The organism is Pseudoalteromonas sp. NC201 (genome assembly GCF_002850255.1).
In the GTDB taxonomy this organism is placed as follows: domain Bacteria; phylum Pseudomonadota; class Gammaproteobacteria; order Enterobacterales; family Alteromonadaceae; genus Pseudoalteromonas.
The window spans coordinates 1,979,179-2,004,976 of the sequence record NZ_CP022522.1 but is presented as its reverse complement, the minus strand read 5'-3'; the positions used below and the strand labels follow the sequence as shown (position 1 = coordinate 2,004,976).

General features: G+C 42.5%; 27 protein-coding genes. 10 read left to right on the top strand and 17 right to left on the bottom strand.

What is annotated here, in order from left to right; all coding sequences use genetic code 11:
- Window positions 1-4: 4 nt before the first annotated feature.
- The 5 genes from PNC201_RS08410 to seqA all read right to left on the bottom strand — a co-directional run bounded on the left by PNC201_RS08410 (window position 5) and on the right by seqA (window position 6,030).
- Window positions 5-982: an alpha-ketoacid dehydrogenase subunit beta gene (locus tag PNC201_RS08410; protein ID WP_102056775.1), complete on the bottom strand. Its 978-nt coding sequence runs from the start codon at window positions 980-982 to the stop codon at window positions 5-7.
- Window positions 982-2,199: a thiamine pyrophosphate-dependent dehydrogenase E1 component subunit alpha gene (locus PNC201_RS08405; RefSeq protein WP_010372716.1), complete on the bottom strand. Its 1,218-nt coding sequence runs from the start codon at window positions 2,197-2,199 to the stop codon at window positions 982-984. Before PNC201_RS08405 ends, PNC201_RS08410 begins: the two co-directional genes overlap by 1 nt.
- A gap of 351 nt (window positions 2,200-2,550) precedes the next feature.
- Entirely contained in the window at window positions 2,551-3,585 is a 1,035-nt protein-coding gene (astE, locus tag PNC201_RS08400) for a succinylglutamate desuccinylase (protein WP_102056774.1), read from the bottom strand.
- 245 nt (window positions 3,586-3,830) lie between these two features.
- On the bottom strand, window positions 3,831-5,468 hold the full coding sequence (pgm, locus tag PNC201_RS08390) for a phosphoglucomutase (alpha-D-glucose-1,6-bisphosphate-dependent) (RefSeq protein ID WP_102056773.1): 1,638 nt from the start codon (window positions 5,466-5,468) through the stop codon (window positions 3,831-3,833).
- A 13-nt stretch (window positions 5,469-5,481) separates the two neighbouring features.
- The gene (gene seqA, locus PNC201_RS08385; RefSeq protein ID WP_010604716.1) at window positions 5,482-6,030 is read right to left on the bottom strand and encodes a replication initiation negative regulator SeqA; all 549 of its coding nucleotides are present in this window, start codon (window positions 6,028-6,030) and stop codon (window positions 5,482-5,484) included.
- 136 nt (window positions 6,031-6,166) lie between these two features.
- Here seqA and PNC201_RS08380 point away from each other — a divergent pair, with 136 nt between their 5' ends.
- From PNC201_RS08380 to fur, 5 genes are all read left to right on the top strand, one after another.
- Window positions 6,167-6,934 carry an alpha/beta fold hydrolase gene (locus tag PNC201_RS08380; RefSeq protein WP_102057864.1) on the top strand — a complete coding sequence of 256 codons (768 nt, stop codon included), beginning with the start codon at window positions 6,167-6,169 and terminating at the stop codon, window positions 6,932-6,934.
- Window positions 6,935-7,021: 87 nt separating this feature from the next.
- Complete coding sequence (locus PNC201_RS08375) at window positions 7,022-7,243, top strand: DUF2788 domain-containing protein (RefSeq protein ID WP_010372701.1); 222 nt, start codon at window positions 7,022-7,024, stop codon at window positions 7,241-7,243.
- The gene (gene ybfE / locus PNC201_RS08370) at window positions 7,243-7,521 is read left to right on the top strand and encodes a LexA regulated protein (protein WP_010372698.1); all 279 of its coding nucleotides are present in this window, start codon (window positions 7,243-7,245) and stop codon (window positions 7,519-7,521) included. Before PNC201_RS08375 ends, ybfE begins: the two co-directional genes overlap by 1 nt.
- A 14-nt stretch (window positions 7,522-7,535) precedes the next feature.
- The gene (fldA, locus tag PNC201_RS08365; RefSeq protein WP_010604714.1) at window positions 7,536-8,063 is read left to right on the top strand and encodes a flavodoxin FldA; all 528 of its coding nucleotides are present in this window, start codon (window positions 7,536-7,538) and stop codon (window positions 8,061-8,063) included.
- A 104-nt stretch (window positions 8,064-8,167) separates the two neighbouring features.
- On the top strand, window positions 8,168-8,614 hold the full coding sequence (gene fur / locus PNC201_RS08360) for a ferric iron uptake transcriptional regulator (protein ID WP_010372691.1): 447 nt from the start codon (window positions 8,168-8,170) through the stop codon (window positions 8,612-8,614).
- 90 nt (window positions 8,615-8,704) lie between these two features.
- Here fur and PNC201_RS08355 read toward each other — a convergent pair whose 3' ends face one another.
- The 7 genes from PNC201_RS08355 to glnS form a co-directional block, all read right to left on the bottom strand.
- Complete coding sequence (locus PNC201_RS08355; RefSeq protein ID WP_102056772.1) at window positions 8,705-9,334, bottom strand: glutathione S-transferase family protein; 630 nt, start codon at window positions 9,332-9,334, stop codon at window positions 8,705-8,707.
- A 54-nt stretch (window positions 9,335-9,388) separates the two neighbouring features.
- Complete coding sequence (locus PNC201_RS08350; RefSeq protein WP_102056771.1) at window positions 9,389-9,742, bottom strand: DUF1428 domain-containing protein; 354 nt, start codon at window positions 9,740-9,742, stop codon at window positions 9,389-9,391.
- Between the two features lie 14 nt (window positions 9,743-9,756).
- A complete protein-coding gene (locus PNC201_RS08345) occupies window positions 9,757-10,146 on the bottom strand; it encodes a YciI family protein (protein ID WP_010372682.1) in 390 nt (129 codons plus the stop codon).
- An 85-nt stretch (window positions 10,147-10,231) separates the two neighbouring features.
- Window positions 10,232-11,077 carry a YciI family protein gene (locus PNC201_RS08340; RefSeq protein WP_102056770.1) on the bottom strand — a complete coding sequence of 282 codons (846 nt, stop codon included), beginning with the start codon at window positions 11,075-11,077 and terminating at the stop codon, window positions 10,232-10,234.
- A gap of 137 nt (window positions 11,078-11,214) precedes the next feature.
- Entirely contained in the window at window positions 11,215-12,489 is a 1,275-nt protein-coding gene (locus PNC201_RS08335; protein WP_102056769.1) for an RNA polymerase sigma factor, read from the bottom strand.
- 102 nt (window positions 12,490-12,591) lie between these two features.
- On the bottom strand, window positions 12,592-14,418 hold the full coding sequence (locus tag PNC201_RS08330; RefSeq protein WP_102056768.1) for a protein kinase domain-containing protein: 1,827 nt from the start codon (window positions 14,416-14,418) through the stop codon (window positions 12,592-12,594).
- A gap of 56 nt (window positions 14,419-14,474) precedes the next feature.
- On the bottom strand, window positions 14,475-16,139 hold the full coding sequence (gene glnS / locus PNC201_RS08325; RefSeq protein ID WP_102056767.1) for a glutamine--tRNA ligase: 1,665 nt from the start codon (window positions 16,137-16,139) through the stop codon (window positions 14,475-14,477).
- 248 nt (window positions 16,140-16,387) lie between these two features.
- Between glnS and PNC201_RS08320 the strand changes: the two genes are divergently transcribed.
- The gene (locus PNC201_RS08320; protein WP_102056766.1) at window positions 16,388-17,458 is read left to right on the top strand and encodes a DUF3083 family protein; all 1,071 of its coding nucleotides are present in this window, start codon (window positions 16,388-16,390) and stop codon (window positions 17,456-17,458) included.
- Between the two features lie 109 nt (window positions 17,459-17,567).
- On the opposite strand, the gene PNC201_RS08315 is transcribed toward PNC201_RS08320, so the two are convergent.
- The 3 genes from PNC201_RS08315 to PNC201_RS08305 form a co-directional block, all read right to left on the bottom strand.
- A complete protein-coding gene (locus tag PNC201_RS08315; protein WP_102056765.1) occupies window positions 17,568-17,975 on the bottom strand; it encodes a VOC family protein in 408 nt (135 codons plus the stop codon).
- Window positions 17,976-18,089: 114 nt separating this feature from the next.
- Window positions 18,090-19,016 (bottom strand): electron transfer flavoprotein subunit alpha/FixB family protein, encoded by a 927-nt coding sequence (locus PNC201_RS08310; protein WP_102056764.1) that lies wholly within the window; start codon window positions 19,014-19,016, stop codon window positions 18,090-18,092.
- Complete coding sequence (locus PNC201_RS08305; protein ID WP_010604704.1) at window positions 19,013-19,765, bottom strand: electron transfer flavoprotein subunit beta/FixA family protein; 753 nt, start codon at window positions 19,763-19,765, stop codon at window positions 19,013-19,015. The genes PNC201_RS08310 and PNC201_RS08305 overlap by 4 nt, the downstream gene beginning before the upstream one ends.
- 176 nt (window positions 19,766-19,941) lie before the next feature.
- Here PNC201_RS08305 and PNC201_RS08300 point away from each other — a divergent pair, with 176 nt between their 5' ends.
- A complete protein-coding gene (locus PNC201_RS08300; RefSeq protein ID WP_102056763.1) occupies window positions 19,942-21,591 on the top strand; it encodes an electron transfer flavoprotein-ubiquinone oxidoreductase in 1,650 nt (549 codons plus the stop codon).
- 84 nt (window positions 21,592-21,675) lie between these two features.
- Window positions 21,676-22,155: an acyl-CoA thioesterase gene (locus PNC201_RS08295; protein WP_010372647.1), complete on the top strand. Its 480-nt coding sequence runs from the start codon at window positions 21,676-21,678 to the stop codon at window positions 22,153-22,155.
- A gap of 382 nt (window positions 22,156-22,537) precedes the next feature.
- On the opposite strand, the gene PNC201_RS23490 is transcribed toward PNC201_RS08295, so the two are convergent.
- Both PNC201_RS23490 and PNC201_RS08280 read right to left on the bottom strand, forming a co-directional pair.
- Entirely contained in the window at window positions 22,538-22,720 is a 183-nt protein-coding gene (locus PNC201_RS23490) for a hypothetical protein (protein ID WP_233525236.1), read from the bottom strand.
- 104 nt (window positions 22,721-22,824) lie between these two features.
- On the bottom strand, window positions 22,825-23,007 hold the full coding sequence (locus PNC201_RS08280; RefSeq protein ID WP_102056761.1) for a hypothetical protein: 183 nt from the start codon (window positions 23,005-23,007) through the stop codon (window positions 22,825-22,827).
- A 157-nt stretch (window positions 23,008-23,164) separates the two neighbouring features.
- Here PNC201_RS08280 and tsaA point away from each other — a divergent pair, with 157 nt between their 5' ends.
- Both tsaA and PNC201_RS08270 read left to right on the top strand, forming a co-directional pair.
- Complete coding sequence (gene tsaA, locus PNC201_RS08275; protein WP_069020685.1) at window positions 23,165-23,872, top strand: tRNA (N6-threonylcarbamoyladenosine(37)-N6)-methyltransferase TrmO; 708 nt, start codon at window positions 23,165-23,167, stop codon at window positions 23,870-23,872.
- A gap of 131 nt (window positions 23,873-24,003) precedes the next feature.
- Window positions 24,004-25,731: a proline--tRNA ligase gene (locus tag PNC201_RS08270; RefSeq protein ID WP_102056760.1), complete on the top strand. Its 1,728-nt coding sequence runs from the start codon at window positions 24,004-24,006 to the stop codon at window positions 25,729-25,731.
- Window positions 25,732-25,798 lie beyond the last annotated feature (67 nt).

Genomic DNA, 25,798 nt, shown 5'->3' with positions numbered 1-25,798 from the left:
ATCCTTAAAATTCCATAGAACGTTTGATAGCGGCGAACACTTTCAGTGCATCTGGCACATACTCTTTTTCAAGTGCTAGAGGGTATGGCGTATCTAATCCACAAACTCGCTCAATTGGAGATTCTAAATGCAGGAAACACTCTTTTTGTATGGTTGCTGCGATCTCAGCACCAAAACCATTTGTGATTGGCGCTTCGTGGCTCACGACCAAACGACCCGTTTTAACCACTGACTTGGCTACCGTGTCCATATCCCAAGGAAGAATACTTCTTAAGTCGATTATTTCACAGCTAATACCCGCTTCTTCAGCTTTTTGTGCCGCTTGTTCTATGATTTCCATCTGCGCGCCCCAAGCCAATAGCGTTATGTCAGTACCTTCTTTAATTACTTCAGCTTTACCAAGCTCAATGCTGTAATCTTCTTCTGGCACTTCACCAACAGAAGCGCGATATAAGCGCTTAGGTTCAAAGAAAATAACCGGGTTATCATCTTTAATGGCAGCACGCAGTAGGCCTTTTGCTTGATACGGGTTACGCGGTACTACAATTTTAAGACCTGGTGTATGTGCAAAGTAAGCTTCCGGTGATTGTGAATGATATAGACCACCTGCAATACCACCACCGTATGGCGTACGAATTGTTAAGTTACCCACATCAAACTCATTACCTGAGCGATAACGGAACTTGGCCGACTCGTTCACGATTTGGTCAAATGCTGGGAAGATATAATCCGCAAATTGAATTTCAGCAAGCGCAGGAGCACCAATCGCTGCAAGACCATTGGCAAAACCTAAAATACCTTGCTCGGTCAATGGCGTATTAAAAACACGGTGTTTACCATATTTTTCTTGAAGGCCTGAAGTTGCTCGGAATACACCTCCAAAGTAGCCGACGTCTTCACCAAAAATACAAGCCTGTGGATGCTCCGCCATCGTGATATCTAGCGCCGAATTAATGGCGTGTAGCATATTCATTTTAGCCATTATTTAATTCTCCCTGCTGTGACTGGGTATGCGTCTGGATAAGCTTTAATATGCGCTTTCAATTCATCATATTGTTTCTGCAGCGATGGAATTGGCGTGTCATAAACATCTGAGACCAGATCTTCTAATGCAGGCTTCTGTACTTTCTCTGCAACCTTCAATGCAGCCAAGATATCTTCACGGATTTTCTCTTTTTCCGCATCATCTTGGGCTTCATCCAGCCAACCTTGTTTTAGAAGCCATTGCTTAAATCGATTTACTGGGCAACTATTTTTAAATTCAGCTTCTTCGTCTTTAGTACGATAACCAGACGGATCATCAGATGTTGAATGTGCACCCAAACGATATGCGATAGACTCAATCATCACAGGCTCACCGTTTTCAACTGCGATTTTACGCGCGGCTTGTGTTGCGGCGTAAACAGCAAGCGCATCGGCACCATCCACACGGATGGTCTTAATACCATAGCCCACACCGCGAGCAGCAATACCATCACCTTTGAACTGTTCATCCGCAGGTGTTGAAATCGCATAACCGTTATTACGTGCATAAAAGATGACCGGTGAACCATGCACCGCGGCCATGTTTAGACCAGCGTGGAAGTCACCTTCTGACGCAGCACCTTCGCCAAAATAGCAAATCGTGACGTTGTCAATTTCAGACGTTAGCTCGCCAGTTTCTTTATCAATGTGTTTTAGCTTTTGGCCGTATGCATAGCCCGTTGCTTGAGGAATTTGCGTTCCTAGCGGCGACGAAATAGTCAGGTAATGTAATTCTTTAGAACCATAATGCACAGGCATTTGGCGGCCTTTGCCTAAGTCCTTCTCATTCGAGAATAGCTGATTCATAAACTGCTCAAGCGAAAAACCACGATAGTGAATTGCAGCTTGCTCACGGTACTGAGCCATGATCATGTCATCTTCTTTAAGCGCCGCAGCACTTGCCGTAACAGCGGCTTCTTCGCCAAGACATTGCATGTAGAAGCTAATACGTCCTTGACGCTGAGCCCCTTGCATACGCTCGTCAAGTAAACGGATAAACCGCATTGTTGAGTAAATTCTTAATGCCGTTTCTTTATCAATATCAGGTGCTGTTGCACCGTCTAAAACATCGCCTTGGTCACTTAAAATCTTTAATGTAGGGATATTGAGTGCATGACCATCTATAAATTCCAGCGCATGGCTGATATTTAAGGATATATTATTGGGGTTAGTCATAACCTACCTTCTCTTGTTGTCATAACAAACTTACGGAGTTCAAACCCGACTTTCTCATACGAGATCTGGCTTCAGATTGCGTAAGACGAAAAGAGTCTTAACTCACCTCGCATTTATGATTGTGTTAATTGGTCTTGATCACATTCGTGGTTAGTATGAATAACTGGTCTAACAACTTATCAAAGACTGAATAATATTTGCGATTTAAGTAAGTAAATTAAATTAAAGCGTTTCAACTTTACGTTAACGTAAACGGTTATTCAACTAATCCTAGATGAATAACCGTGAAAATGCATCAATGTTTTTGGAAAGATTTTGATACGAAGGCAAGTAGAATTTTACATCTATGATTTATATAAAGTTTTCATCAACCTCTAACGGGATAACCGTTAGTAATGCACGTTGCCCCAAAGCAACATTGGCATTTGGGAAGATAATAGCTTCCCCCTCAACTTCAGCGAAATATTGCTTATCTCCGTCCGTCGCTAGTAATTCACCTTTTGAAAACCCTGTAAAATTCTCAGCAGAATCAGCGAATGGAAAAGAAAATTCGGCTTGAGTACGATTGATTGTACGATGAACCGTAAACAGCTCGAACTCATCTGCATTAAATTCTTTATATTTTACTTTTTCTTGGCTAATTAATGCTTTTAGCGTTTCTTTGGTTTTTGCAAAGCTTGCCATGTTATTCTCACCAAATGGCTTAACCTGCCCAAGTTCGATAGTGAAAGCGTCGGCCCCAAACTGGTAAGAAGAAAAGTAACTAAATGTCGTAGCAGCCGAGCGCATCATTAATACAGTGTTGACACCGCATGACAATAAAAATTGCAGCTGCGATTTCTTCCACGGCTTACCATGTAAAAATGGATAGACTGCAAACTTTTCGTTTTTAGATCCTCGAATAGCAGTGTGAAGGTCGTAATGACATCGATAGCGCTCACCGCTTCCCTGTTCAAAGAAAGCCCTAACATAACCTTCTAGTTTTTGCGCTCGGACCTTTTCTGGATTATCTGTTTCTTGATTATGTGCGCCGTTAAAAAGGCGGTTTAGATTTTCATCGACAAAACGCTGCCCAATATTAATGGATTTCGGGTTGCCAAAAATAAATAACACCCGTTGTGCCAACGCTAGTCTGCCAGTAATAATATGTTGGATAAGCTCATCACATATCTCAATTGGCGCGGTTTCATTGCCGTGCACAGCGCTCGATAGCACTATATCTTTCGTTGTTTCACCTACAGGCGTAAACTGGATCACACCAGTATCATGGACTTCCACCAAAGTACCGTTGTCTAAAGTGAAATTCACGGGTTCCAGTGTAAATTCGTTATTTCTTGTGATAGTAAGAAAGTCACCGCTTTGTTTTAATTCTGCTAAGTACGTCATAATTCCAAATTGATGTTGTTGAGTAATACCAATTATCTTAATTAAGTGATCTATTTTGAGGCGAGAAAATCTTGTCGATAACAAGGCTAAAATTTTGCTATTTAGTTATTCTAAATAAGAAATTTTTAACGCGGTTAGCGTCAGATTTACTCCTTCAAATTGAGCAAGTATTACGACTAATTGGTATAACCCGCATAGGGATACAAAAAAGCCATACGAGGAGTATGGCTTGTAGAAGCTTTTTGTTAACTAATCACTGAGTCAACCAATGTCTTTGCCTCATGTTCAAGTTCAGCTAAATGCGCGTCACCTTTAAATGATTCAAGATAAATTTTGTAGATATCTTCAGTACCCGATGGACGCGCCGCAAACCAACCATTTTCGGTAACGACTTTAAGGCCACCAATAGCCGCGCCGTTACCAGGGGCATTGGTTAATATCTGAGTAATTTTATCACCTGCCAGGGTGTCCGCCTTGATATTGTCCGCGCTTAATGCCTTAAGCTTTGCTTTTTGCTCAGTATTTGCGGGTGCATCAATACGTTTGTATACAGGTGCGCCAAATGCTTGTTCAAAAGCGTGATAATGCTGAGATGGCGATTTACCTGTGACAGCTAGGATTTCGGCGGCAAGTAATCCCATGATAAAACCGTCTTTGTCAGTACACCATGTGGTGCCATCTTTTCTTAAAAACGCAGCGCCAGCACTCTCTTCACCGCCAAACGCGAGCTCTCCAGCCGCTAACCCGTCTACAAACCATTTAAAGCCAACTGGCACTTCGTAAACTTCTCGGCCGTTTGCGCCACACACTTTGTCAATCATGGCACTAGATACCAGTGTTTTACCGATTTTTACTGAGCTCTTCCAGCTTCGGTGTTTAATGAGGTAGTCAATTGCAACCGCTAAAAAGTGATTAGGATTCATCAGGCCATCAGGGGTAACAATGCCATGTCTGTCGAAGTCCGGATCATTACCAATACCGATATCGTAGTCATCTTTCAGTGCTATCAAATTAGCCATCGCAAAAAGCGATGAACAATCCATCCGCACCTTGCCGTCTTTATCTAGTGGCATAAAGGAAAAACTCGGGTCTACAACGTCATTTACAACCGTGAGCTTCAAGTCATAGTGTTTGGCGATCACTGGCCAGAAATTAACACCTGAACCACCAAGAGGATCCACACCAATATTAACACCAGCTCGAGCAATGGCTTCCATATCAATTATGTTACCCAAGTCTTCAACATATGGAGTGATCAGATCTTCGTACTTGATAAATCCAGATCTTCTCGCTTTAGCAAACGGAAATAGTTCAACTTCAACCAAATCTTCGAGTAGTAACTGATTCGCCCTATCTTCAATCCATTTGGTGACATCGGTATCGGCAGGTCCACCATTCGGAGGATTATATTTAAACCCGCCATCTTCTGGCGGGTTATGTGATGGCGTAACGACAATTCCATCTGCAAGCTCATGAGGATTGACTAAATTGTGCGAGACAATCGCATGGCTGATCACAGGGGTTGGTGTGTAGTCATCATTTTCTTGTGTGATGACTTGTACTTCGTTGGCAACCAAGACCTCAATAGCCGAGTTAAAAGCGGCTTCCGACAACGCATGAGTGTCTTTACCAAGAAAAAGCGGACCGTAAATATTGTTGTTTTTACGGTAATCGCAGATCGCTTGAGTGATGGCCAGAATATGCGACTCATTAAACTTAAAATTAAGTGAGCAACCTCGATGGCCACTTGTGCCAAAGGCGACACAATGCTCTGGATGCGCTTCTAAATCAGGCTCATTTAAATAGTACGATGAAACCAGCTTAGGTACATTTACCAATAATTCTTTCGATACCTTTTTGCCAGCTTGCGGATGGATCGCCATAAGATTTCCTTACTTATAGGTAGTCTCTAATTTTCTCGGCAGCTTCATCTGTGTAACCTAACACCTTAGCTACTTCGTGAAGCATCATTTTCTTTCTAGTCGTATTTGAATTTGTCATCACCCAATATTCGCTGTCTGCTATATTTTTCGGGTTCATACTGCTACCACTTTCGAGTAGTGCATTTTTACTCGTGGCGAAGTAAATCCTATCGCGGCCTTTAATTTCGAGCACACAATTAAATTCGGATTTATGTGTACGATGAAGCGCGGATAGGATAAACAAAAATCGCCCGACCACGCCCTTTTGCATGGCAAGCTCTTCTTTATTTAGAATATTAAAGACATTCGCAACGGGTTTTACAGGTTGGCTTGGTGTTTTTGTTTGTGACTCAGCTGTAATTTCTGGTACTTGTTTTTCTTCCTGCTGTGCGACGGCTTTAGATTCTGTCCCAGAAGTAAGTTTTAATAAACGACGTAAAATCTCAGAAGCACTTTCTCCAATACTTTGTGTGTTACTTGCAATGTATTGATATAGCTCGTCATCTATTTCTATCTTTTTCATGCGTTTCCTGTCATCTATGCTAATTAGGAGCAACTCATTTCAATTGCCACTTAGTATATCCAAATTTAACTTATTACTCTATGGCTTTGCATTTTTACTCTTCAATGTCACAATTAGCGCCAATTTTGGAGGATTTATGCAGTTAAACTATCAACAAATTGGCGACCAAGCCAAACCTAGTGTATTTGTTATGCACGGACTCTTTGGTTCCTTGGAAAATTTGAATGTGGTGGCAAAAGCACTTGCTGAACATTTCAGTGTGATTAACGTCGATTTGAGAAATCACGGTCGCTCTTTTCATGATGAGCAAATGTCCTATCCAATAATGGCAAACGACATCAAAGCGTTATTGGATGAGTTAAAACTGGATAAAGTCAGCCTAGTTGGCCACTCAATGGGTGGTAAAGTGGCAATGCAATTCGCCCAATTATTCCCAGAAAGCATCAACAAACTTGTCGTATTAGATATTGCGCCTGTTGATTATCACTCAAGGCATGACGCAATAAATGCCGCGCTTAACGAAGTGCAGAAAAGTGATGTATCAAGTCGTAGTGAAGCAGATACCATAATGTCCCAATATATTGAAACAGTCGGCGTGCGTCAGTTTTTGCTTAAAAGTTTGGCAAAAAATGAAGAAGGTAAGCTTACTTGGCGTTTTAATTTAGATGTAATTACTGAAAAATACGACGCAATTACATCTAATATTAATGAAACGCATTCCTGTTTATGCGATACTTTGTTCATTAAAGGGAATAACTCTGACTATATCCTGCCTGAGCATAGGGAGCCCATCGCTCGTTTTTTCCCAAATGCGCGAGCAAAAATAATACAAGGTGCGGGCCATTGGCTACATGCTGAAAAGCCTGAAGCTGTAAATCGCTCAATTATTGATTTTCTTCAATAAAACGAATTGAATTTACCGTTATAAACTTAATTTATGCATGTAGGTTATGGTATAGTAGCCGCCGTTTAAGTATTGAGTAGAGCTCAGATGGTCAGTCAATTTATAAATGAATTTGAAACGCTAGGGCTGTGGTTTGCGCTAGCTGGTATATTCTTTTTCATCGGTATGGCGATTCAGGACGTACTGAAAAAAGGTGATGTGCCAAAGTTCGGACGCTACATCGTTTGGCTAGTGCTGTTTCTCGGCTGTTCTGGATTTATAGCAAAAGGCTTGATCCAAGTATTTTGGCAAGGCGCAGGTGTTGGATAATGGCCAAGGCTGAAACTGATAGAACAACTATCGACCTATTTGAAAATGAAAAACGTCCAGGACGTCCTAAGACGAATCCACTGCCACGAGAAGTGCAGTTAAAGGTTAACAAGCGCAATCAAATTAAGAGGGATCGCGCGCGTGGCCTAAAAAGAGTAGAATTTAAGGTTTCATCAGAGTTGTATCAAGCGCTAAGTGATATGGCGGAGTCGCAAAACATTAGTCGAAGTGCACTCATCGAGACCATCTTACAAGAAAAGTTAGCGGTTAATAGATAGAAGGTAAGAAATTAATGGCAAGCGTAGGTATTTTTTTCGGCAGTGATACTGGTAACACAGAACACGTTGCTAAAATGATTCAAAAAGAGCTAGGTAAAAAGCTCGTAGACGTAAAGGACATTGCTAAAAGCAGTAAAGAAGAGATTGCCGAATTCGATTTACTACTTTTCGGTATTCCAACATGGTACTACGGCGAAGCTCAGTGTGATTGGGATGATTTTTTCCCTGAACTTGAAGAAGTCGATTTCGAAGGTAAGTTAGTTGCTATTTTCGGCTGTGGCGACCAAGAAGATTATGCTGAATATTTCCTTGACGCGATGGGCATGGTTAATGACATCGTCACCGAACGTGGCGCTATTGTTGTTGGCCATTGGTCTACCGATGGTTATGACTTTGAAGCGTCAAAAGCTGTCGTTGAAGATGGTAAGTTTGTTGGCCTTGGTATTGATGAAGATCGCCAGCCTGAGCTAACAGAGCAACGCGTTAAACAGTGGTGTGCACAAGTATATGACGAAATGTGCTTAAGCGAGCTGGAAGATTAATTCCATTTGCTTTGCACTTGCTGCCCGAGCAAGTTATTCTTAGGTTATAGCGTCGTGAATATTGACCTAAGACAAATTATAACTAACAGATTGAGACAGATTTAATGACTGATCACAACTTAGAGCTTAAAAAGGCTGGTTTAAAAGTAACGCTTCCACGCATCAAAATTTTAGAGATCCTTCAGTCTCCTGATAATCAACACATCAGTGCAGAAGATGTGTACAAGATCTTATTGGACAAAGGTGAAGAAATTGGCCTAGCTACAGTATATCGCGTGCTAAACCAATTTGATGATGCTGGTATTGTAACACGTCACCACTTTGAAGGCGGTAAATCTGTTTTCGAGCTGTCTGGCAGCACGCACCATGATCACTTGGTATGTTTAAAATGTGGCAAAGTTGTCGAATTTGAAGATGACGTTATTGAAACACGCCAAGAAGAAATCGCGAACAGCAATGGCATCAAACTCACGAATCACTCACTATATTTATACGGTGAGTGTGAAGATAAAGAAGCGTGCAAAAAGTACGCTGAGGAAAATGGTAACTAACCTACCTTTTCGCCAATTTAAGCATTAAGCCAGCAAATTGCTGGCTTTTTTAATTTGTTGCATAAACACCACCTTCCATTTATATGGTCACTATATTCTAGAGTACAATTCCAGCTGATCTTTGTATGCTTTTTTAAAAGCAGCTCTAGAAACACATTGCTCTAGATACTTTCGGCAATAGCTATATTGTTTTAGCCCATCAAACCTATCGACCAAACGAAGCACGTCAGCCATCGCGATGTCTGCAACAGAAAATTGCTCAGCCAACCAAGTTTTTCCACGAAGATATTCATTCATGTGTTTCAAACGGCTATGTAAAAATCGCTCTATCGCTTTGCTGCTATCACTCTCAAAAGTATCTTCAGAAAATTTCAAAATTGTCCATGGAAGGCTCGCCATTTCAACAGAGTTGAGCGCGGCGAATAACCACTGTATTACCGATGACCTATTTTCTGTCGATATTAACTCATCGTTATGTTCAGCGATGTATAACAGACAAGCACCACTTTCAAATATCTCCTTATCTTCATGGCTAAGCCAAGGAACTTGACCAAATGGTTGATGTAAATAATGCGCATTTTCTCGTTCATTGAATGCGGTAAGTTCTATATCATAGGGTATGCCCGCCTCTTCTAGCGCCCAGCGCAAGCGAATATCCCTGACATATCCTCTTGGCAGCTCAGGCACCCAATCAAAAGTGGTAATGGTAAAGTTCGGCATATATCAGCTCCATGTCTATTGGGCTGATAACTCAGCCCAATTTAATAACTAAGATTAACACTCTACTATTGTCATAAAGCCACCATAGATAAGCCTTTTACCATCAAACGGCATTGGATTAGCTTCTTGATCGCAAATAGGATCTTTAAATACTTCTGCCATTCCAGCATCACGCACTTCTTTTGAAGGCCAAGTGATCCAGGAAAACACCACTGTTTCATCAGGCTTACATTTTACAGCCATTGGAAAAGAGGTAAGCGTACCATCAGGGACATCATCCCCCCAGGCCTCGACAACGCGTTCTGCTCCAAATTTTTTAAACACTTTTGCCGCTTTGCTGGCGTGTGCTTGATATTCTTCACGCTTACTGGTGGGTACAGCGCATACAAAACCATCTATATAACTCATCTTTGACCCCTCTATTATTCTCGTCTTTGTGCTTCATAGCTGACATTGTTCTCGTCTTGTAACTCGCGAACAGGCCGAATTTCAATGCTGCCATAGCGCGCTGGCGGAATTTTGCTAGCCGCTTGGATGGCCTCATTTAAGTCTTTGACATCAAGTAAATAAAACCCCGCAAGCTGCTCTTTAGTCTCTGCAAATGGGCCATCGGTAATATCGACTTTACCCGCTCGTACCCGCAAGGTTGTCGCACTTTGAGTTGAGAGCAACGCGTTGCCCCCTATCATCTGCTCGCGCTCTTTTAATGATTCCCCACACGCGATACATTCACGGTTAAGTGCGTCCCATTCATCTTGTGAGAGCTTTTCCATTGCTTGTTCATCGTAATAAACCAAAGCGACATATTTCATAGTGTGTCCAGCTCCTTATTAATTAGTATCTGAATAGCGAACGTCTTTTGCTGCTCGATCTGACTTAGCTATTCCGTGCTCAAGGTTAATTAGTATTACTAGGTAACATCACCATCCACGCAACACCAAATTTATCAACGACTTGACCATAAAGGGGGGACCAAAATGTTTCTTGTAATGGCATTCTGACCGTGCCACCATCGGCTAGCGCATTAAATACTCTGTGGACTTCTTGTTCAGAATCAATGGTTATAGACTGGCTAAATCCTGCAAACGAAGCATCATCACCACAGCCGTCAGATGCAAAAATCTTCATATCGCCAATGCTAAACTCACAGTGCATTACTTTATCTGAGAAGTTTTCTGGTATCGCACCATCAGGAATAGGATCTGGACTTTCGTTAAAACGCATAAGCAGACCGACTTTGGCATATAGATGCTGTTGATAGTATTCAAGTGCCTCTTCGGTACGCCCTGCAAAAAACAAATAATTGCAAACATGTGCAGTTTGCATCGCAATCTTTTGTCTTAATTGTTCTTCGCCTGCGAGGATTTCGCCGCTGGGATCGATACCTGCAAAGTCAGCCATTTCATAAAACGGTCTAACTTCAATATCAGATTCCTCATTCATGGGATTAGGACAGCGCTTAACCCATTCTAGCGCCTCTTCCATTGATGTAACTTCCCATACCCAATAACCTGCAATTAACTCATTAGTCTCTGCAAAAGGCCCTTTAGTTACTATGCGCTCTTCGCCTTTAAAACGAACGCGAACTCCCTCTTTACTCGGCTTTAAACCATCACCAGAAGTCATTATTCCAGCATCAACTAATGCATTATTGAATTCTCCCATCGCAGCCATTAATTCCGCGGTTGGTAACTCTCCTGCTTCAGACCCTTCACTTGCTTTTACAATCACCATTACTTTCATCGTCAATTCTCCTGTTGTCTTTTATAAATAGAGCTGAATAACCAAAGGTTACCTGCGGTATTAATAAATAAAGTGCTCTATACACTCTAGTCGAATGCATTCTTTAGAGATCGACAAAGTAAGGAAAATTTTCTTAATTAATTTTCACCGAGCTTGAGAAGCTTTTGTTTGAGAACCCTTTGCTCTGGTAATTGCGTTGTTAAGTTGAGAGCCGTTTTAAATGCATTAATCGCACTAGCCGTTCTGCCAGCACGAGATAATAGTTCGCCATAAGCCGCATGAGCCAAGTGATACCTTTGCATTTCTTTGTGCTCAAATAGCCGCTCTATAATGGTAATACCCGCATCTGGCCCCTCTTTCATAGCGATTGCAACCGCTTGGTTGAGCTCAATAACAGGAGAAGGGCTCACTTTGTGTAGCTGAGCATATAATTCAACAATCTGTGACCAATCTGTCGCCGCTGCAGTTGTCGCAACAGCATGAGTCGCAGAGATAGCCGCCTGAATGGTGTAAAAGCCATATTCACCGGCGCGCATTATTTCAGCGACCAACTGCGTACCTTCGGTGATCATACCTTTACTCCAAAGGTTTCGGTCTTGATCTTCCAGTAAAATGATGTCACCGCTGGCATTGGTGCGCGCCGCCTTTCTTGCATCATTCAAGAGCATCAAGGCGAGTAACCCCGCCACTTCTGGATCTGGTGTTAGAGAATAAAGTAAACGAGTTAAGCGGATGGCCTCGGACGTCAGTTCACTGCGTATTGCAAGTTCGCCTTGTGTTGCTGAATACCCTTCATTAAAGACCAGATAGATAACCGTAAGCACCGCATCAAGTCGGTTGTTAAAGTCAGTGTCGTCTGGCAGCTCGAACGGAATACGGGCATCACGGATCTTCGCTTTGCCGCGCACAATTCGTTGTGCCATTGTTGTGTTAGACACCAAAAATGCACTGGCAATTTCTTCTGTTGTTAGTCCACAGACCTCCCGCAGAGTAAGCGCAACTTGTACTTTTGGATCAATAGCCGGATGGCAGCAGGTAAAAATTAATCGCAATTGGTCGTCTTCAATTACATTGGCGTTTTGCTCTTGAGCGTGGCCTGCGATATCAGAAACCCCATCCACTTCAGTAGCAGCAACTTCTAGCTTTTCTCTTTGACGTTGCTGTTTACGTATTGCATCAATGGCTTTAAAGCGACCAGTAGAAATTAACCAAGGGACTGGATTTTCTGGTATGCCTTGAGTAGGCCAATGTTTTAACGCCACATTAAACGCGTCTTGCAATGCTTCTTCCGCTAACTCAAAGTCACCTAAAAGGCGGATCAGTGTGGCGTAAATTTTCCGGCTTTCTTGCTTGTACAGCACTTCTATAGACTTACGAATAGCATTGCTATCGCAAGCAAGTTGATTGCTCATCACTTTCCTTCGTCAGCTAGGTTATAGCAATTAGAATTGGTATAGTCACTATTTCATAAATCAGCAAGAGCCTCAATAACTGGCCAGAAGCGGTACTAACACCTAAGTGTTAACGACAAATGTTTTGGGATTTTTGGGAAAGAAAAAGTCAGACTGACGGTCGCATAAAGCAAACTCACGTGTATTTTTATAGGGCAGCTTCATAAACCCTGCTACGCCATAATCTTGAATACTAACCGCGTATTGCATGATCCGAGTCAATAGCGCCTTAAATTGCGCTGCTTTATTAGCATCAAGTAGCCGGTAGTAATAATGAATTTTCATCCTATCTTGCAACGATTCAAAAATGATGCAACCTGTATGATGGATCTGATTTAACTCGAACACGCATTGAATTATCTGTCTTGGCAGCTGCAGTTGCTCGTCTGGATCTTTGCCGTCTTCAAAGTATGAATGCGGGCGTGTAATTTCATTGCTCGAAATATCGCTAACGCTAAACTCTAGTTCTGGCAGATGGTCAAATTGGAACGCACCGGTGCCGTCACGAGTCAATTGAATAGTTTGCCGCGCGTCGAATAAACAACATTTAAATAAACCTTTTTGTTTGATCCCCTGCGCGAGCATTACGGTGGCGTTCAACGCGTCTTTAAATGCAAGACTCAATGTTTCATCGTGTAAAATAAGACTCGACTCAACAAATACTTGCGCGTCTTTCCAGTGAAAACTGAGACCACCAACGACCGGATATTTTGCCAGCCTGCTGATTGAGGCCAAAAAGGCTTTCTCGGTATCGCCGGTATCAAACAAAAACTCTTTATAATATCTATCTAATTGCGCGTCGTTTACGTCTCTTAGATTGTGTTTATCGTCAGCACGACGTAAAAACTGCTTGCGTGAGCTATAGACGACCGTTTCAGGTTTAACTGCGGTTTCGTAGGTCCAAAAAGGAATGCGGGATTTTTTCTCTGACAGTGTTAAATCAGGTAAATACATTTTTGCCATTGCTGGCATATTACGAACAAAGTAATCCCCTGCGCTATCCCTCGTTGCTTTGTCTTTGCTAAGCATGCCATCCAGCACTTGCGCAAATACTTTTGGCAGCCCCAAAGCGCTAGCAGGAATGACCTGAGCACCAAAGCGACATGATTGTGCACTAGCCAGTGCATAAATCGTCGATGCAACGCCTTGTTCATCAAAACGAGGAGAAGATTGTGCACCCGACATTTGCTCATCGCCAATAAAGTACACATCTCCCATCCGAGCGTTAGTCGTACTTACATCAGATGACATTAAATCCATGATATTGCTGGCGATAGGCTCGCCATACACGTCCACCTGAGCATAGACTGAGCTTCCCCAATCAACCAAAGAGAAACCATCGGAAGCTTCATCCCAAACGATATTGGATGGCTTAATATCTCCATGAACGATGGGCTGAGGAGACATGCCATTGCGACGCTCGCGCAAATCAACCAACACATTTCTGAGTTTTAACGCGAGGCTTACCAACTCATGCGCTTTAAAACGGCCCTTTTTGAGTGAGATCTTTTCTAAATCTTCACCAGGGGCACGCTCCATCATCAAAATGCCTTGCTTCTTTACTCGCTCGAAGGCATAGAAGTTTGGCACCATAGGGTTGTCAATTTGCGACAACATATAGCCTTCATCTTCAAGCCTATCACGCACACTTTGGGCAAGCGTGATCCGAGAAAATTTAAACACCCAGTCTTTCCCCATATCACTTCTACCAGCAAATACGAAGCCAAATGCACCAGAGCCAATTACCTCAACATGTTTATAGCCAAGTTGGCTCAATTGTTTTTTACAGATATTCAGCCATTGACGATGCTTTTTTGCATCATGATGAGACAGTAAGTAGATGGACTGCTGTTCGTTGATATAGAAGTGTTGGATGGATTTTTCAGACATAATTGTACGTAGGAAAAGCAATAAAAAAGGTCGACATTAGCCGACCTCATTCAGTATTAACCTTGCTGTTCTATCTTAGTCCACGAATCACGTAGACCAACAGTTTGGTTAAACATTAGCGCTTCTGACTTGTTATCACGACAGAAGTAACCTAAACGCTCAAACTGATAACCTTGCTCAGGCTTAGCGTTTGCAAGTGCTGGCTCAAGTTTGGCATTTGCAATGGTTACCAAAGAGTCTGGGTTTAACACTTCCGTGAAATCTTCAGCAGCCGCTGGGTTTGGCACAGTAAATAGACGATCATACTGACGCACTGGCGCTTCAATACAATGTGAAGCAGATACCCAGTGAATTACGCCTTTTACCTTGCGGCCATCTTCTGGGTTTTTACCTAAAGTATCAGGGTCGTAGCTACAGTAGATTGTCGTAATATTACCGTTTTCGTCTTCTTCAATGCGCTCAGCTTTAATCACATAAGCATTACGAAGACGCACTTCTTTACCTAGCACCAAACGTTTGAACTTTTTGTTCGCTTCTACGCGGAAATCTTCTTGTTCAATGTAGACTTCGCGCGTAAACGGTAGCTCACGCTCGCCCATGTCTAATGTTGGGTGATTAGGCGCTTGTAGCATTTCAACTTTATCTGCATCAAAGTTTTCAATTACTAGCTTAACAGGGTCGAGTACCGCCATTGCGCGTGGTGCATTTTCGTTTAAGTCATCACGGATACACGCTTCAAGCATACCCATTTCAACCATGTTGTCCATTTTGGTTACGCCAATCCGCTTACAAAATTCGCGAATTGCAGCTGGTGTATAACCACGACGACGAAGCCCTGCAATTGTCGGCATGCGTGGGTCGTCCCATCCTTCAACATGGTTATTAACAACCAAGTCATTAAGCTTACGTTTCGACATCACCGTGTATTCAAGATTTAAACGAGAAAACTCGATTTGCTGCGGATGACACGCAATGCTGATGTTATCTAGCACCCAGTCGTACAAACGGCGATTATCTTGGAACTCTAATGTACAAAGTGAATGCGTGATCCCTTCAAGCGCATCGGAAATACAGTGCGTAAAGTCATACATCGGATAGATGCACCACTTATCACCAGTTTGATGATGGTGTGCAAAACGTACACGATAGATGATAGGGTCGCGAAGCACCATAAATGAGCTTGCCATGTCAATCTTAGCACGAAGAACACATTCCCCTTCTTTAAACTCGCCATTTCTCATTTTTTCGAATAAGGCTAAGTTCTCTTCAGGTGAAGTGTCACGATAAGGGCTATTTTTGCCGGGCTCAGTCAGCGTGCCGCGATATTCGCGTGCTTGCTCTGGAGATAAAAAACAGACATACGCTTTACCGTTTTCAATTAGCTCTACGGCGTAGCTATACAACTTGTCGAAGTAGTTTGATGAATAACAAATTTCACCATCCCACTCAAAGCCAAGCCACTGGACATCTTCTTGGATAGATTTAACGTAGTTGATGTCTTCTTTTTCTGGGTTGGTATCGTCAAAGCGTAAGTTGCACTTACCTTGATAATCTTGGGCAATACCAAAATTTAAGCAAATTGATTTAGCATGGCCAATGTGTAAAAAGCCATTTGGCTCAGGTGGAAAACGTGTGTGCGTAGACGCATGTTTGCCACTGGCAAGATCCGCATCAATAATGTTGCGAATAAAGTTTGATGGGCGATTTTCAGTTTCCGCCATAGGAAATCTTTCCTCTGAATTATGCTCTTAGTTAACCTCGGCATTATTACAAAAACTCAGCCGAACTTACAGCAATTATCTGCGCTGTATCAGGATTTATTCATTTGGTTAAATGTTCATCAGATTTTTGTGACAAATTTTGTTCTAGCGCAATATTTCCGTCACAACTTCATCCTATAGTTGCGCCATCTCAGTGTTTATACCACAAACACTGCTTAAGTCACGTTACCGAGGAAAGGACAAAAGTAATGGCTTCAATGAATTTGAATCGTGTTTATATATCAACTAAGGCTAGGAACAACCACTATATTCTTGCTGAGTTTAAACCGGATGATGCATTCTATGCATGTTTTGACTCCAGCGCCGCGTGTTACGAGCGTTTGTCTCGCCAGCTATTCGCACTGTGTGACGAATATGAGCTGCATAATGTACATGTAATTGCGAACGATAAATTGCCGGTGGTGCGTTACCACGACGAAGCCTATACCATGCAAACAGAAAAGCAGATTTTGTTTTTCTATAATCCTAAGTTCCACGAAGCGCACCAAACTTATCTCAATGACGGATACCAAGCGCGTAAAATCCGCTTATTATTTTTAGCCACGGGAAATGAATTACGCGCCAATGCAGCGACCTTCCACAACAAAGTGAAAAAGGTGCTTGATGCACTTAAAGAAGGCTTTTCTCCGCTAGAACCTCAGTTTAGAGTGAGAGACCATCAACATTTAACCTATGATCTCTTTGCCAAAGCGAAAGGTGACAAAGAGTCGTATGGTTATAAATTGCGTGCACTTTACCCACGTTATCAAGCCAGAAACTGCACGTTACCAGAAGAATATAGTGAAATGACCTACGCGACCTTTAACATTCCAGTGTCACGTGCAATAAAAACAGAGTTCCAAAGCCAAATGCGCCCTAGTGATTACGGACAATTCTATCGTACACTAGAAGATGCATTTCTTTCTTCTTGCGCCGATAAACAGCTTAATATGGTAGCAATGGTAGCCGATGGCCGTTTGCCTATCATCAGAAGCGCCAAAATCGATAAGTCCGATACTAACCGAGAGCTACAAAAGCTGAGTTTTGATACCGGCTCCGGTGACAATCAAATTTACTCGCTGTTTAACGAAGCAAACCTAGTGGACACCATTCGCTTTGTGATCGTTGCCAATGACAAAGACAAAAAAGACATGGGCTATGGTCGTTTTATGAATCACGTAGAAACGGCTATTAAACGCTTTGTTGCGCAACTTCCTGTTAATGTTGAAAAGCAAGATATCAACGTACGCTTCTTCCAACATATTAGTTACGACTACTAGCCATTAAATAAGGTTTGGGCGCTTCCGAGCAAGTCATTGCGCCCTTTCTTTACCAGAATAATATAAGCATCAATTTAAACGACGAGATAATTAATACTGGTAATTAAAATTATAATTTTTTATACCAAGTGAGGCCTGAATACGGTTGCTGCAGCAAACTTTTTAACCGACTTTGCAAACTACCACTATGGATCTCGAGTTTGTGATGATCGGGGTCATAAATGTAGAGCGAGTCTCCTTCGCTGCTATTTTGCTGCCATAAGCCAACTCCGTTATCCAATAATGTTTTAGAAAAAGTCGTAAAGTCTTCGGCAGCAATATTGAACGCTATATGACTGTAATCTGAGCTCGGAGATGGCTCTCCTAAAGATAAACAAAGCCATACTTCACCAAGCGCTAAATACGCGCCTTTGTCCCAAGTTACCCAAAGCTCAAACCCTAGCAAACCGCAGTAAAAATCCAGTGACGTATTTAGGTTAGATACCGCTATTGTGATGTGATTTAAGCCTGATAACATATTTATTCCTACCGCTTTTTTATCCCAGACACGAAAAAAGCCGCGACCAAAGGTACAACGGCTTTAACAACCAGAATTATTTTTCTTGATGTAGGCTAGCTACAAAAAGAAGCGTTACAGTGCCTGTTCAAGCTCTGGTAACGCATCAAATAGATCCGCAACAAGGCCATAATCAGCCACTTGGAAAATCGGGGCTTCTGGATCTTTGTTGATAGCGACAATGACCTTAGAATCCTTCATACCCGCAAGGTGTTGAATTGCGCCGCTGATCCCAACTGCAATATATAAGTTAGGCGCCACAATCTTACCGGTTTGGCCTACCTGCATATCATTAGGCACAAAGCCCGCGTCAACAGCAGCACGCGATGCACCAATTGCGGCCCCTAGTTTGTCAGCAATACCATTTAGCAAGGCAAAGTTTTCACCGTTTTGCATACCACGGCCACCTGAAATAACAACCGGTGCGGCAGTTAATTCAGGGCGCTCAGATTCAGTTTGTTCAATGCTCACAAACTCACTCACTTGAGAGGCAATACTTTGCGAGCGATCCTCAATGTCACATGCTGCTTGAGTCTCTACGGCATCAAATGCTGATGCACGCACAGTGATAACTTTTTGTGAGTCTAATGATTTTACAGTCGCAATTGCATTACCCGCATAAATTGGACGCTTAAAGGTGTCTGCATCAATCACATCGATAATTTCTGAGATCTGTGATTTGTCGAGTAACGCCGCGACACGTGGCGCGATATTTTTACCTGTGGTAGACGCTGAAAACAAAATGTGTGAAAAGTCACTTGCTAATTCAACAACTAGCTCAGATGTGTTTTCTGCCAACTGATGTTCGAATGAAGCATCATCAACAGCAACCACCTTTTTTACGCCAGCGATCTGTGAAGAGTGATTGGCAGCCTCAGCGATGTTGTGACCTGCAACTAATACGGTGATGTCGCTTGCTATTTTTGTTGCAGCAGCAACCACCTTAGCGGTTTCAGGTTTCAATACACCATTTTCGTGCTCAGCAATAACTAATACGCTCATGAGATCACCTTTGCTTCTGTTTTTAACTTGTTTACTAACTCTTCAACGCTCTCAACCATCACGCCACCAGAGCGCTTAGCTGGCTCTTCAACTTTCACCAATTCAATACGAGGAGCTAAATCAACGCCTAACGAATCCGCTGCGATTACGTCTAGTGGTTTACGCTTAGCTTTCATGATATTTGGCAGTGAAGCATAACGAGGCTCATTCAAACGCAAGTCTGTTGTCACGATCGCTGGAAGTGATAGCGACACCGTTTGCAAACCGCCATCAACTTCACGTGTCACTTGTACTTTATCGCCTTCAACTACAACTTTAGAGGCAAAAGTGCCCTGAGCACGCTTAGTTAACGCCGCTAGCATTTGTCCTGTTTGGTTATTATCAGAATCGATAGACTGTTTACCTAGAATGACCAGCTCTGGACTTTCTTGTTCCACTACCTTAGCCAGTAGTTTTGCAATGTGCAGAGATTCAAGCTTTGCGTCTGTTTCAATGTGAATTGCTTTATCTGCACCTAGTGCAAGCGCCGTTCTTAGCTGCTCTTGACAAGCTTTATCGCCAATTGAAACGGCAATAACTTCCGTTGCGGTGCCCGCTTCTTTTAAACGAACCGCCTCTTCTACTGCGATTTCACAAAATGGGTTGATCGCCATTTTAACATTGCTCAAATCAACATCACTGTTGTCAGATTTGACTCTTGCCTTTACGTTGTAATCAATCACGCGTTTGATTGGCACAAGTACTTTCATGGTTACTCCATCATCTGGTTATTCTCTAAGCTGACGTCTACGTCAACAAATTATTTTATTGGTTTCAGACTACTTCCTGTTGACGTAAACGTCAACCTCAAATAACCTTAGTTTAACGAAAATCAAACTAAAGCCTCTCTTTAGTTAATCTACCGTCAAATAGTGTGAGGTTAATAATGGTCGAACGTGAAACCATGGAGTTTGATGTTGTGATAGTTGGTGCAGGTCCTGCGGGCCTGTCTTGCGCTATCCGACTCGCTCAACAGGCTCAAGAAAAACAACAAGAATTAATGATCTGTGTAGTCGAAAAAGGCTCAGAAGTAGGTGCACATATCTTGTCGGGTGCAGTATTTGAAACCAAAGCACTAGATGAACTTATCCCTGATTGGGCTGCAAAAGGCGCTCCCGTGACAACGAAAGTGACGGGTGACGACATTTATTTATTCAAAAATGAAACCAATGCCACCAAACTGCCTCATCTAGTAGTACCAAAAACATTTAAAAATGACGGCAACTATATTGTTTCTATGGGTAATGTTTGCCGTTGGCTCGCTGAACAAGCAGAACAACTTGGCATTGAAATTTTCCCAGGCTTTAGCGCCCACTCTCTAATAATAGAAGAGCAACAAGTTAAAGGTATTATTACCGGTGATATGGGCCTAGATAGAGATGGCCAGCCTAAAGACAGCTACATGCCTGGAATGGAGCTTAGAGCGAAATATACCGTATTTGCTGAAGGTTGCCGTGGCCACTTAGGCAAACAACTTATAGCTGAATTTAAACTGGATAAAGACGCTTCCCCTCAACACTATGGCATCGGCTTTAAGGAAATTTGGCAAGTAGACCCAAGCAAGCATAAAGAAGGTCTTGTTGTACACGGCACAGGTTGGCCACTCGACAATGATACCCATGGCGGTTCATTTATGTATCATGCTGAAAACAATCAAGTCGTGGTCGGGTTAATCATCGACTTAAATTACACTAATCCACACCTAAGTCCATTTGATGAATTTCAGCGTATGAAGCATCACCACACCTTTGCGAGTGTACTGGAAGGTGGTGAGCGCATTGCCTATGGTGCTCGCGCAATCGCCAAAGGTGGCTTTCACAGCCTACCTAAAATGCATTTCCCAGGTGGTTTACTGATTGGCTGTGACGCAGGTACCCTCAACTTTGCCAAAATTAAAGGCAACCATACTGCAATGAAGTCAGGTATGCTTGCAGCCGATGCCATCATTGAGGCATTAGGCCAAGAAAGCGCTCCGTCAGACTTGGTAAGTTTTGCCGATAAATTTAAGGCAAGTTGGCTTTATGATGAGCTTTATCAATCTCGTAACTTTGGCCCAGCAATGCATAAGTTAGGTCGTATTATGGGTGGCGCCTACAATATGATCGACCAAAACATTTTCTCAGGTTCGCTACCATTTACTATTAAGGACGAACATCAGGATCACGCACAGCTTAAGCTTGCATCTGAATCGCAAACTATAAGTTACCCAAAGCCGGATGGTAAATTAAGTTTTGACAAACTTTCTTCCGTATTTTTATCGAATACCAATCATGAAGAAGTGCAACCATGTCATTTACAGTTAAAAGATTCTGAAATACCAATCAAAGTGAATTTAGCTAAGTTTGATGAGCCTGCGCAGCGCTACTGCCCTGCAGGCGTGTATGAAGTAAACGAAAACGAGCAAGGTGAGAAGCAGTTTGTTATCAATTCGCAAAACTGTATTCATTGCAAAACCTGCGATATTAAAGATCCGAGCCAAAATATTACCTGGGTCACCCCAGAAGGGGCTGGTGGTCCGAACTATCCTAACATGTAATATCAATAAATCCTAAATTGCGGGGGCGAAATGCCCCTTTCTTTCCTATACTTAGCGTATATTTTTAAAAATAGAGCTGAGCCTATGCCACAACAATCCGTCACCTTTCGATTTTTAGCAGAGCCCACCGACGTCAACTTTGGCGGTAAAGTACACGGTGGTATGGTCATGAAATGGATTGATCAAGCTGGGTATGCTTGCGCCGCGGGTTGGAGCGGCAGCTATTGCGTTACCGTTTCAGTTGCGGGCATGCGTTTCCACCGTCCGATTCTTGTGGGTCAGATTGTTGAGGTTTCCGCGCGCATTGCCCATACCGGGAACACCAGTATGCAGATTTTTATTCAGGTGCGCTGTGGTGATCCAAAAACGCAACGACTTGTCGAAACCAATCACTGTATTATCAGCTTTATCGCCATGGACCAAGCTGGGTATCCAATTCAAATTCCTCAGTTTAAAGCGAAAACCGAAGAGGAGAAAAAATTAGAAGCCTATGCGGTGAAAATGAAGGAAATAGCGATCCAGACCGAATCGCTATTAGAAGAAACCTTGTCCGATAGTAAATAACATGAAGGTTTGATAACAAAAATTAAAGTGTAGAAGTTCAACTACGATTGAACTTCTAGCAGTTTAAAGGCGCTATTCGGCTCACCAAAAACCACGACATTACACTCACCCCAACTTTTCGATATTTGCCACTGCATATTTTCAGCAAATTTAAATTGTGAGAACTGGTTACAATGACGAACTTCGGGGCATTTGGACGGATTTCTTGCAAGTGGACCAGCATTAACAATGTTGACAAGTGCAAATTGGATTCGCTCTATGCAGAGATACTAAAGCTACTGAAACTAAGTACCATTGAACTAGCGATTTAATCCAATTTTACATTTAAAAGCTTATCCAACAAAGAACATTACTTATTCAAACTTTAAGTTAAATAGCAATTTCACAAAAGGTTTCTTGCAAGAGAAAAAATAACTTTTTCACTAGCAGCTAGCGCATCGCGTTTGCTTAAATTACCTTCTTTTAATAATTGTAAGCTTACTTTTTCAGCCTCTTGACTGAGCAGTACATCCATTTTAGTTGGACTTACCACCCCTTCTGTTAAATCATTAATTATTGCTTGCAATGCAGCTCTACGCTCCGATATAGCGCGGATCAAAATAGGCTTTAAAGGGGACGATTTACAGAGCACTTCTTGACAACTTTGGTCAACCTTTCTATGAAACTCCATTATTTACACTCATCTCGTTTCAGGCGATTAAATGCTTGTAATTTTTCTCGTAAACCTTGAATTGGCTTTATATCTTCTACCAATTGCTTGTACTCGTACGCTCGAGTACCAATAATTTGTTCGTTATCTGTGCGTAAACTCGAACGTAAGCCATTTTGGGGCGAAAAAGTGTGCCGATTCATGTTGCGACTTCCACCAGCAATTCCATTGTTTACAAGGTTATGCGAAAAATCTGAATAGATAAATTACATGACATTACAGGGCTAATTACGAGCAGGGTTTTGTGAAAGTCAGGATCAATAGTAAACTTCGCTCATCTTAATTAAAACAGAGACCATAGTGGAACAAATCACTATCGAGCCCATCGGCTTTATCCAATCTCCTTATAAACAGAAGTTCGCTATACCGAGACAACCAAGGCTTGTCCCAGAGGCAAAAGCCAAGCTTAGATTTGTTGGTGAATTCAATCGCGAAGAATTTGTTCGTGGTATTGAAGCGTTCACGCATATATGGTTGTTGTTTCGTTTTCATGAAACCGCTGATAAAGGTTACTCCGCACTTGTACGTCCTCCGAGACTCGGTGGCAATGAACGTAAAGGCGTGTTTGCGACTAGAGCGACTTTTCGGCCCAACGGGATTGGCATGAGTGCAGTAAAGCTCGAGGGCGTAGAATATAAAAATGGTCAGCTGGATCTGTTGCTCTCTGGCGTAGATTTATTGGACGGTACACCAATCATTGATATAAAGCCGTACCTCCCCTATTCAGATGCCTTGGTGGATGCCACGGCTGGCTTTGCTGATACTCGGCCAGAAACACAGATGTCTGTTAGTTTCTCAGACGAGGCTATTGTTTTTATTGAAAAACAAAAAAGCTATCCTGAACTTCAGCAATTCATTACCAATGTACTGAAGCAGGACCCTCGTCCAGCTTATAAAAAGAAACGCACATCACAGCAGGACTATGGTATGAGTTTGTATGATTTTAATATCCGCTGGACAGTAGATGGTGAGCATAACCATGTCACTGAAATTTCGTTAGCAAAATAGCAAATTCAGCGGCTTGCCAATAAACTTATAAATTATGAAGATGTTTAGGTATTAAAGCTTTTTAAGCGGCTACTGCACTGCTAGAATAGCCGCCAATAAGAGAACAATAAGTAACTTATACTGGAATAAGAATGCGTACGAGTGAATATATATTAGCGACTCTAAAAGAGACGCCGTCTGATGCAGAGGTGGTAAGCCACCAGCTAATGCTTAGAGCGGGTATGATCCGTAAATTGGCTTCAGGTCTTTATACTTGGCTACCATCAGGCCTAAAAGTTTTCCGCAAAGTAGAGCGAATTGTCCGTGAAGAAATGGACAAAGCGGGAGCGATTGAGCTGCTAATGCCAGTGATCCAGCCTGCAGAGCTATGGGAAGAGTCAGGCCGTTGGGAACAGTTTGGTCCCGAACTACTTCGTATTAATGACCGTCATGGCCGTCCATTTGCACTTGGTCCAACGCATGAAGAAGTGATCACTGATCTTGTACGTCGCGAAATCAACAGCTATAAGCAACTGCCGATCACACTTTATCAAGTCAGTACGAAAGTACGTGACGAAGTTCGTCCACGTTTTGGTGTGATGCGCGCGCGTGAATTCACCATGAAGGATGCCTATTCATTCCACATGACTGATGAGTGCCTTGAAAAAACGTATCACAAGATGTTCCAAGCTTACTGCAACATTTTTGATCGTTTAGGCGTTGACTACCGTCCTGTTATTGCTGACAGTGGTTCAATTGGCGGCAACCTATCGCATGAGTTCCATGTACTTGCAGAGTCTGGTGAAGATGCAATCGCATTCAGTGATGAAAGTGACTACGCTGCAAACATTGAAAAGGCAGAAGCACTTGCACCAACTGAAGCTCGCCCAGCGCCAAGTAAAGAACTTAATACGTTTGACACGCCTGAAGCTTTCACCATCGCTGAACTAAAAGCAAAACATGGCGTTAAGCCGCACCGTGGTGTGAAAACACTCATCGTGTATGGCGCACCAGACGAAGACGGTAAACGTGGGCTTGTCGCGCTTATCGTTCGTGGCGATCATGACTTAAATGAGCTTAAAGCTGAGAAATTAGCACTAGTGGATTCACCGCTCGAGATGGCAAGCGAAGAAGACATTGTTAACGCTATTGGTGCAAAACCAGGCTCTTTGGGACCTGTCGGTCTTTCAATGCCTATCATTGTCGATCGTAGCGCAGCTATCATGGCTGATTTTGTTGCCGGTGCAAACAAAGATGGTGTTCACTATAGTGGGATCAACTGGGACAGAGACGTAAGCGCTTATACTGTTGAAGATATCCGTAACGTGGTTGAAGGCGATCCAAGCCCTTGTGGTAAAGGTAAAATCCTTATCAAACGTGGTATCGAAGTAGGTCACGTGTTCCAACTTGGTACTAAGTACTCTGAAACGATGAAAGCTGGTGTACTTGGCGAAGAAGGGAAAAACCAAACATTAACCATGGGTTGTTATGGTATTGGTGTTTCTCGTATCGTTGCCGCTGCAATCGAGCAAAATAACGATGATTACGGTATCAAATGGCCTGTTGCTATTGCGCCATTTGAGTTGGCAATCGTGCCAATGAATATGCATAAGTCTCACCGTATCCCAGAGATCGCAGAAAAGTTCTATGCAGATCTACAAAATGCGGGGATTGATGTGTTATTCGACGACCGTAAAGAGCGTCCGGGCGTTATGTTTAACGATATGGAACTTATCGGTGTTCCTTATACCCTAGTGATTGGCGAACGTAATCTTGATGAAAATAAGGTTGAGCTGAAAAATCGTCAAACTGGCGAAAAACTGATGCTGGATATTGGATCTGCGGTTGAAACAATCGTTAATGCAATTAGAAGTAAATAAACCTACGTAAATTGCATGACAAAAGAGCATACAGATGTATGCTCTTTTGTCATATTAGCTTCTCCTA

What these genes read in the sequence shown, in the direction of transcription:
- PNC201_RS08270 (WP_102056760.1), top strand. Translation starts at nt 24,004, where the DNA reads ATGCGTACGAGTGAATATATATTAGCGACTCTAAAAGAGACGCCGTCT.
- PNC201_RS08280 (WP_102056761.1), bottom strand. Translation starts at nt 23,007, where the DNA reads ATGAATCGGCACACTTTTTCGCCCCAAAATGGCTTACGTTCGAGTTTA.
- PNC201_RS08345 (WP_010372682.1), bottom strand. Translation starts at nt 10,146, where the DNA reads ATGAAATATGTCGCTTTGGTTTATTACGATGAACAAGCAATGGAAAAG.
- PNC201_RS08340 (WP_102056770.1), bottom strand. Translation starts at nt 11,077, where the DNA reads ATGAAAGTAATGGTGATTGTAAAAGCAAGTGAAGGGTCTGAAGCAGGA.
- fldA (WP_010604714.1), top strand. Translation starts at nt 7,536, where the DNA reads ATGGCAAGCGTAGGTATTTTTTTCGGCAGTGATACTGGTAACACAGAA.
- PNC201_RS08300 (WP_102056763.1), top strand. Translation starts at nt 19,942, where the DNA reads ATGGTCGAACGTGAAACCATGGAGTTTGATGTTGTGATAGTTGGTGCA.
- PNC201_RS08320 (WP_102056766.1), top strand. Translation starts at nt 16,388, where the DNA reads ATGGCTTCAATGAATTTGAATCGTGTTTATATATCAACTAAGGCTAGG.
- PNC201_RS08375 (WP_010372701.1), top strand. Translation starts at nt 7,022, where the DNA reads ATGGTCAGTCAATTTATAAATGAATTTGAAACGCTAGGGCTGTGGTTT.
- PNC201_RS08380 (WP_102057864.1), top strand. Translation starts at nt 6,167, where the DNA reads ATGCAGTTAAACTATCAACAAATTGGCGACCAAGCCAAACCTAGTGTA.
- PNC201_RS08330 (WP_102056768.1), bottom strand. Translation starts at nt 14,418, where the DNA reads ATGTCTGAAAAATCCATCCAACACTTCTATATCAACGAACAGCAGTCC.
- ybfE (WP_010372698.1), top strand. Translation starts at nt 7,243, where the DNA reads ATGGCCAAGGCTGAAACTGATAGAACAACTATCGACCTATTTGAAAAT.
- pgm (WP_102056773.1), bottom strand. Translation starts at nt 5,468, where the DNA reads ATGGCGATCCATCCGCAAGCTGGCAAAAAGGTATCGAAAGAATTATTG.
- glnS (WP_102056767.1), bottom strand. Translation starts at nt 16,139, where the DNA reads ATGGCGGAAACTGAAAATCGCCCATCAAACTTTATTCGCAACATTATT.
- PNC201_RS08315 (WP_102056765.1), bottom strand. Translation starts at nt 17,975, where the DNA reads ATGTTATCAGGCTTAAATCACATCACAATAGCGGTATCTAACCTAAAT.
- PNC201_RS08410 (WP_102056775.1), bottom strand. Translation starts at nt 982, where the DNA reads ATGGCTAAAATGAATATGCTACACGCCATTAATTCGGCGCTAGATATC.
- PNC201_RS08295 (WP_010372647.1), top strand. Translation starts at nt 21,676, where the DNA reads ATGCCACAACAATCCGTCACCTTTCGATTTTTAGCAGAGCCCACCGAC.
- seqA (WP_010604716.1), bottom strand. Translation starts at nt 6,030, where the DNA reads ATGAAAAAGATAGAAATAGATGACGAGCTATATCAATACATTGCAAGT.
- PNC201_RS08350 (WP_102056771.1), bottom strand. Translation starts at nt 9,742, where the DNA reads ATGAGTTATATAGATGGTTTTGTATGCGCTGTACCCACCAGTAAGCGT.
- astE (WP_102056774.1), bottom strand. Translation starts at nt 3,585, where the DNA reads ATGACGTACTTAGCAGAATTAAAACAAAGCGGTGACTTTCTTACTATC.
- PNC201_RS08305 (WP_010604704.1), bottom strand. Translation starts at nt 19,765, where the DNA reads ATGAAAGTACTTGTGCCAATCAAACGCGTGATTGATTACAACGTAAAG.
- PNC201_RS08310 (WP_102056764.1), bottom strand. Translation starts at nt 19,016, where the DNA reads ATGAGCGTATTAGTTATTGCTGAGCACGAAAATGGTGTATTGAAACCT.
- fur (WP_010372691.1), top strand. Translation starts at nt 8,168, where the DNA reads ATGACTGATCACAACTTAGAGCTTAAAAAGGCTGGTTTAAAAGTAACG.
- PNC201_RS08355 (WP_102056772.1), bottom strand. Translation starts at nt 9,334, where the DNA reads ATGCCGAACTTTACCATTACCACTTTTGATTGGGTGCCTGAGCTGCCA.
- PNC201_RS08335 (WP_102056769.1), bottom strand. Translation starts at nt 12,489, where the DNA reads ATGAGCAATCAACTTGCTTGCGATAGCAATGCTATTCGTAAGTCTATA.
- PNC201_RS08405 (WP_010372716.1), bottom strand. Translation starts at nt 2,199, where the DNA reads ATGACTAACCCCAATAATATATCCTTAAATATCAGCCATGCGCTGGAA.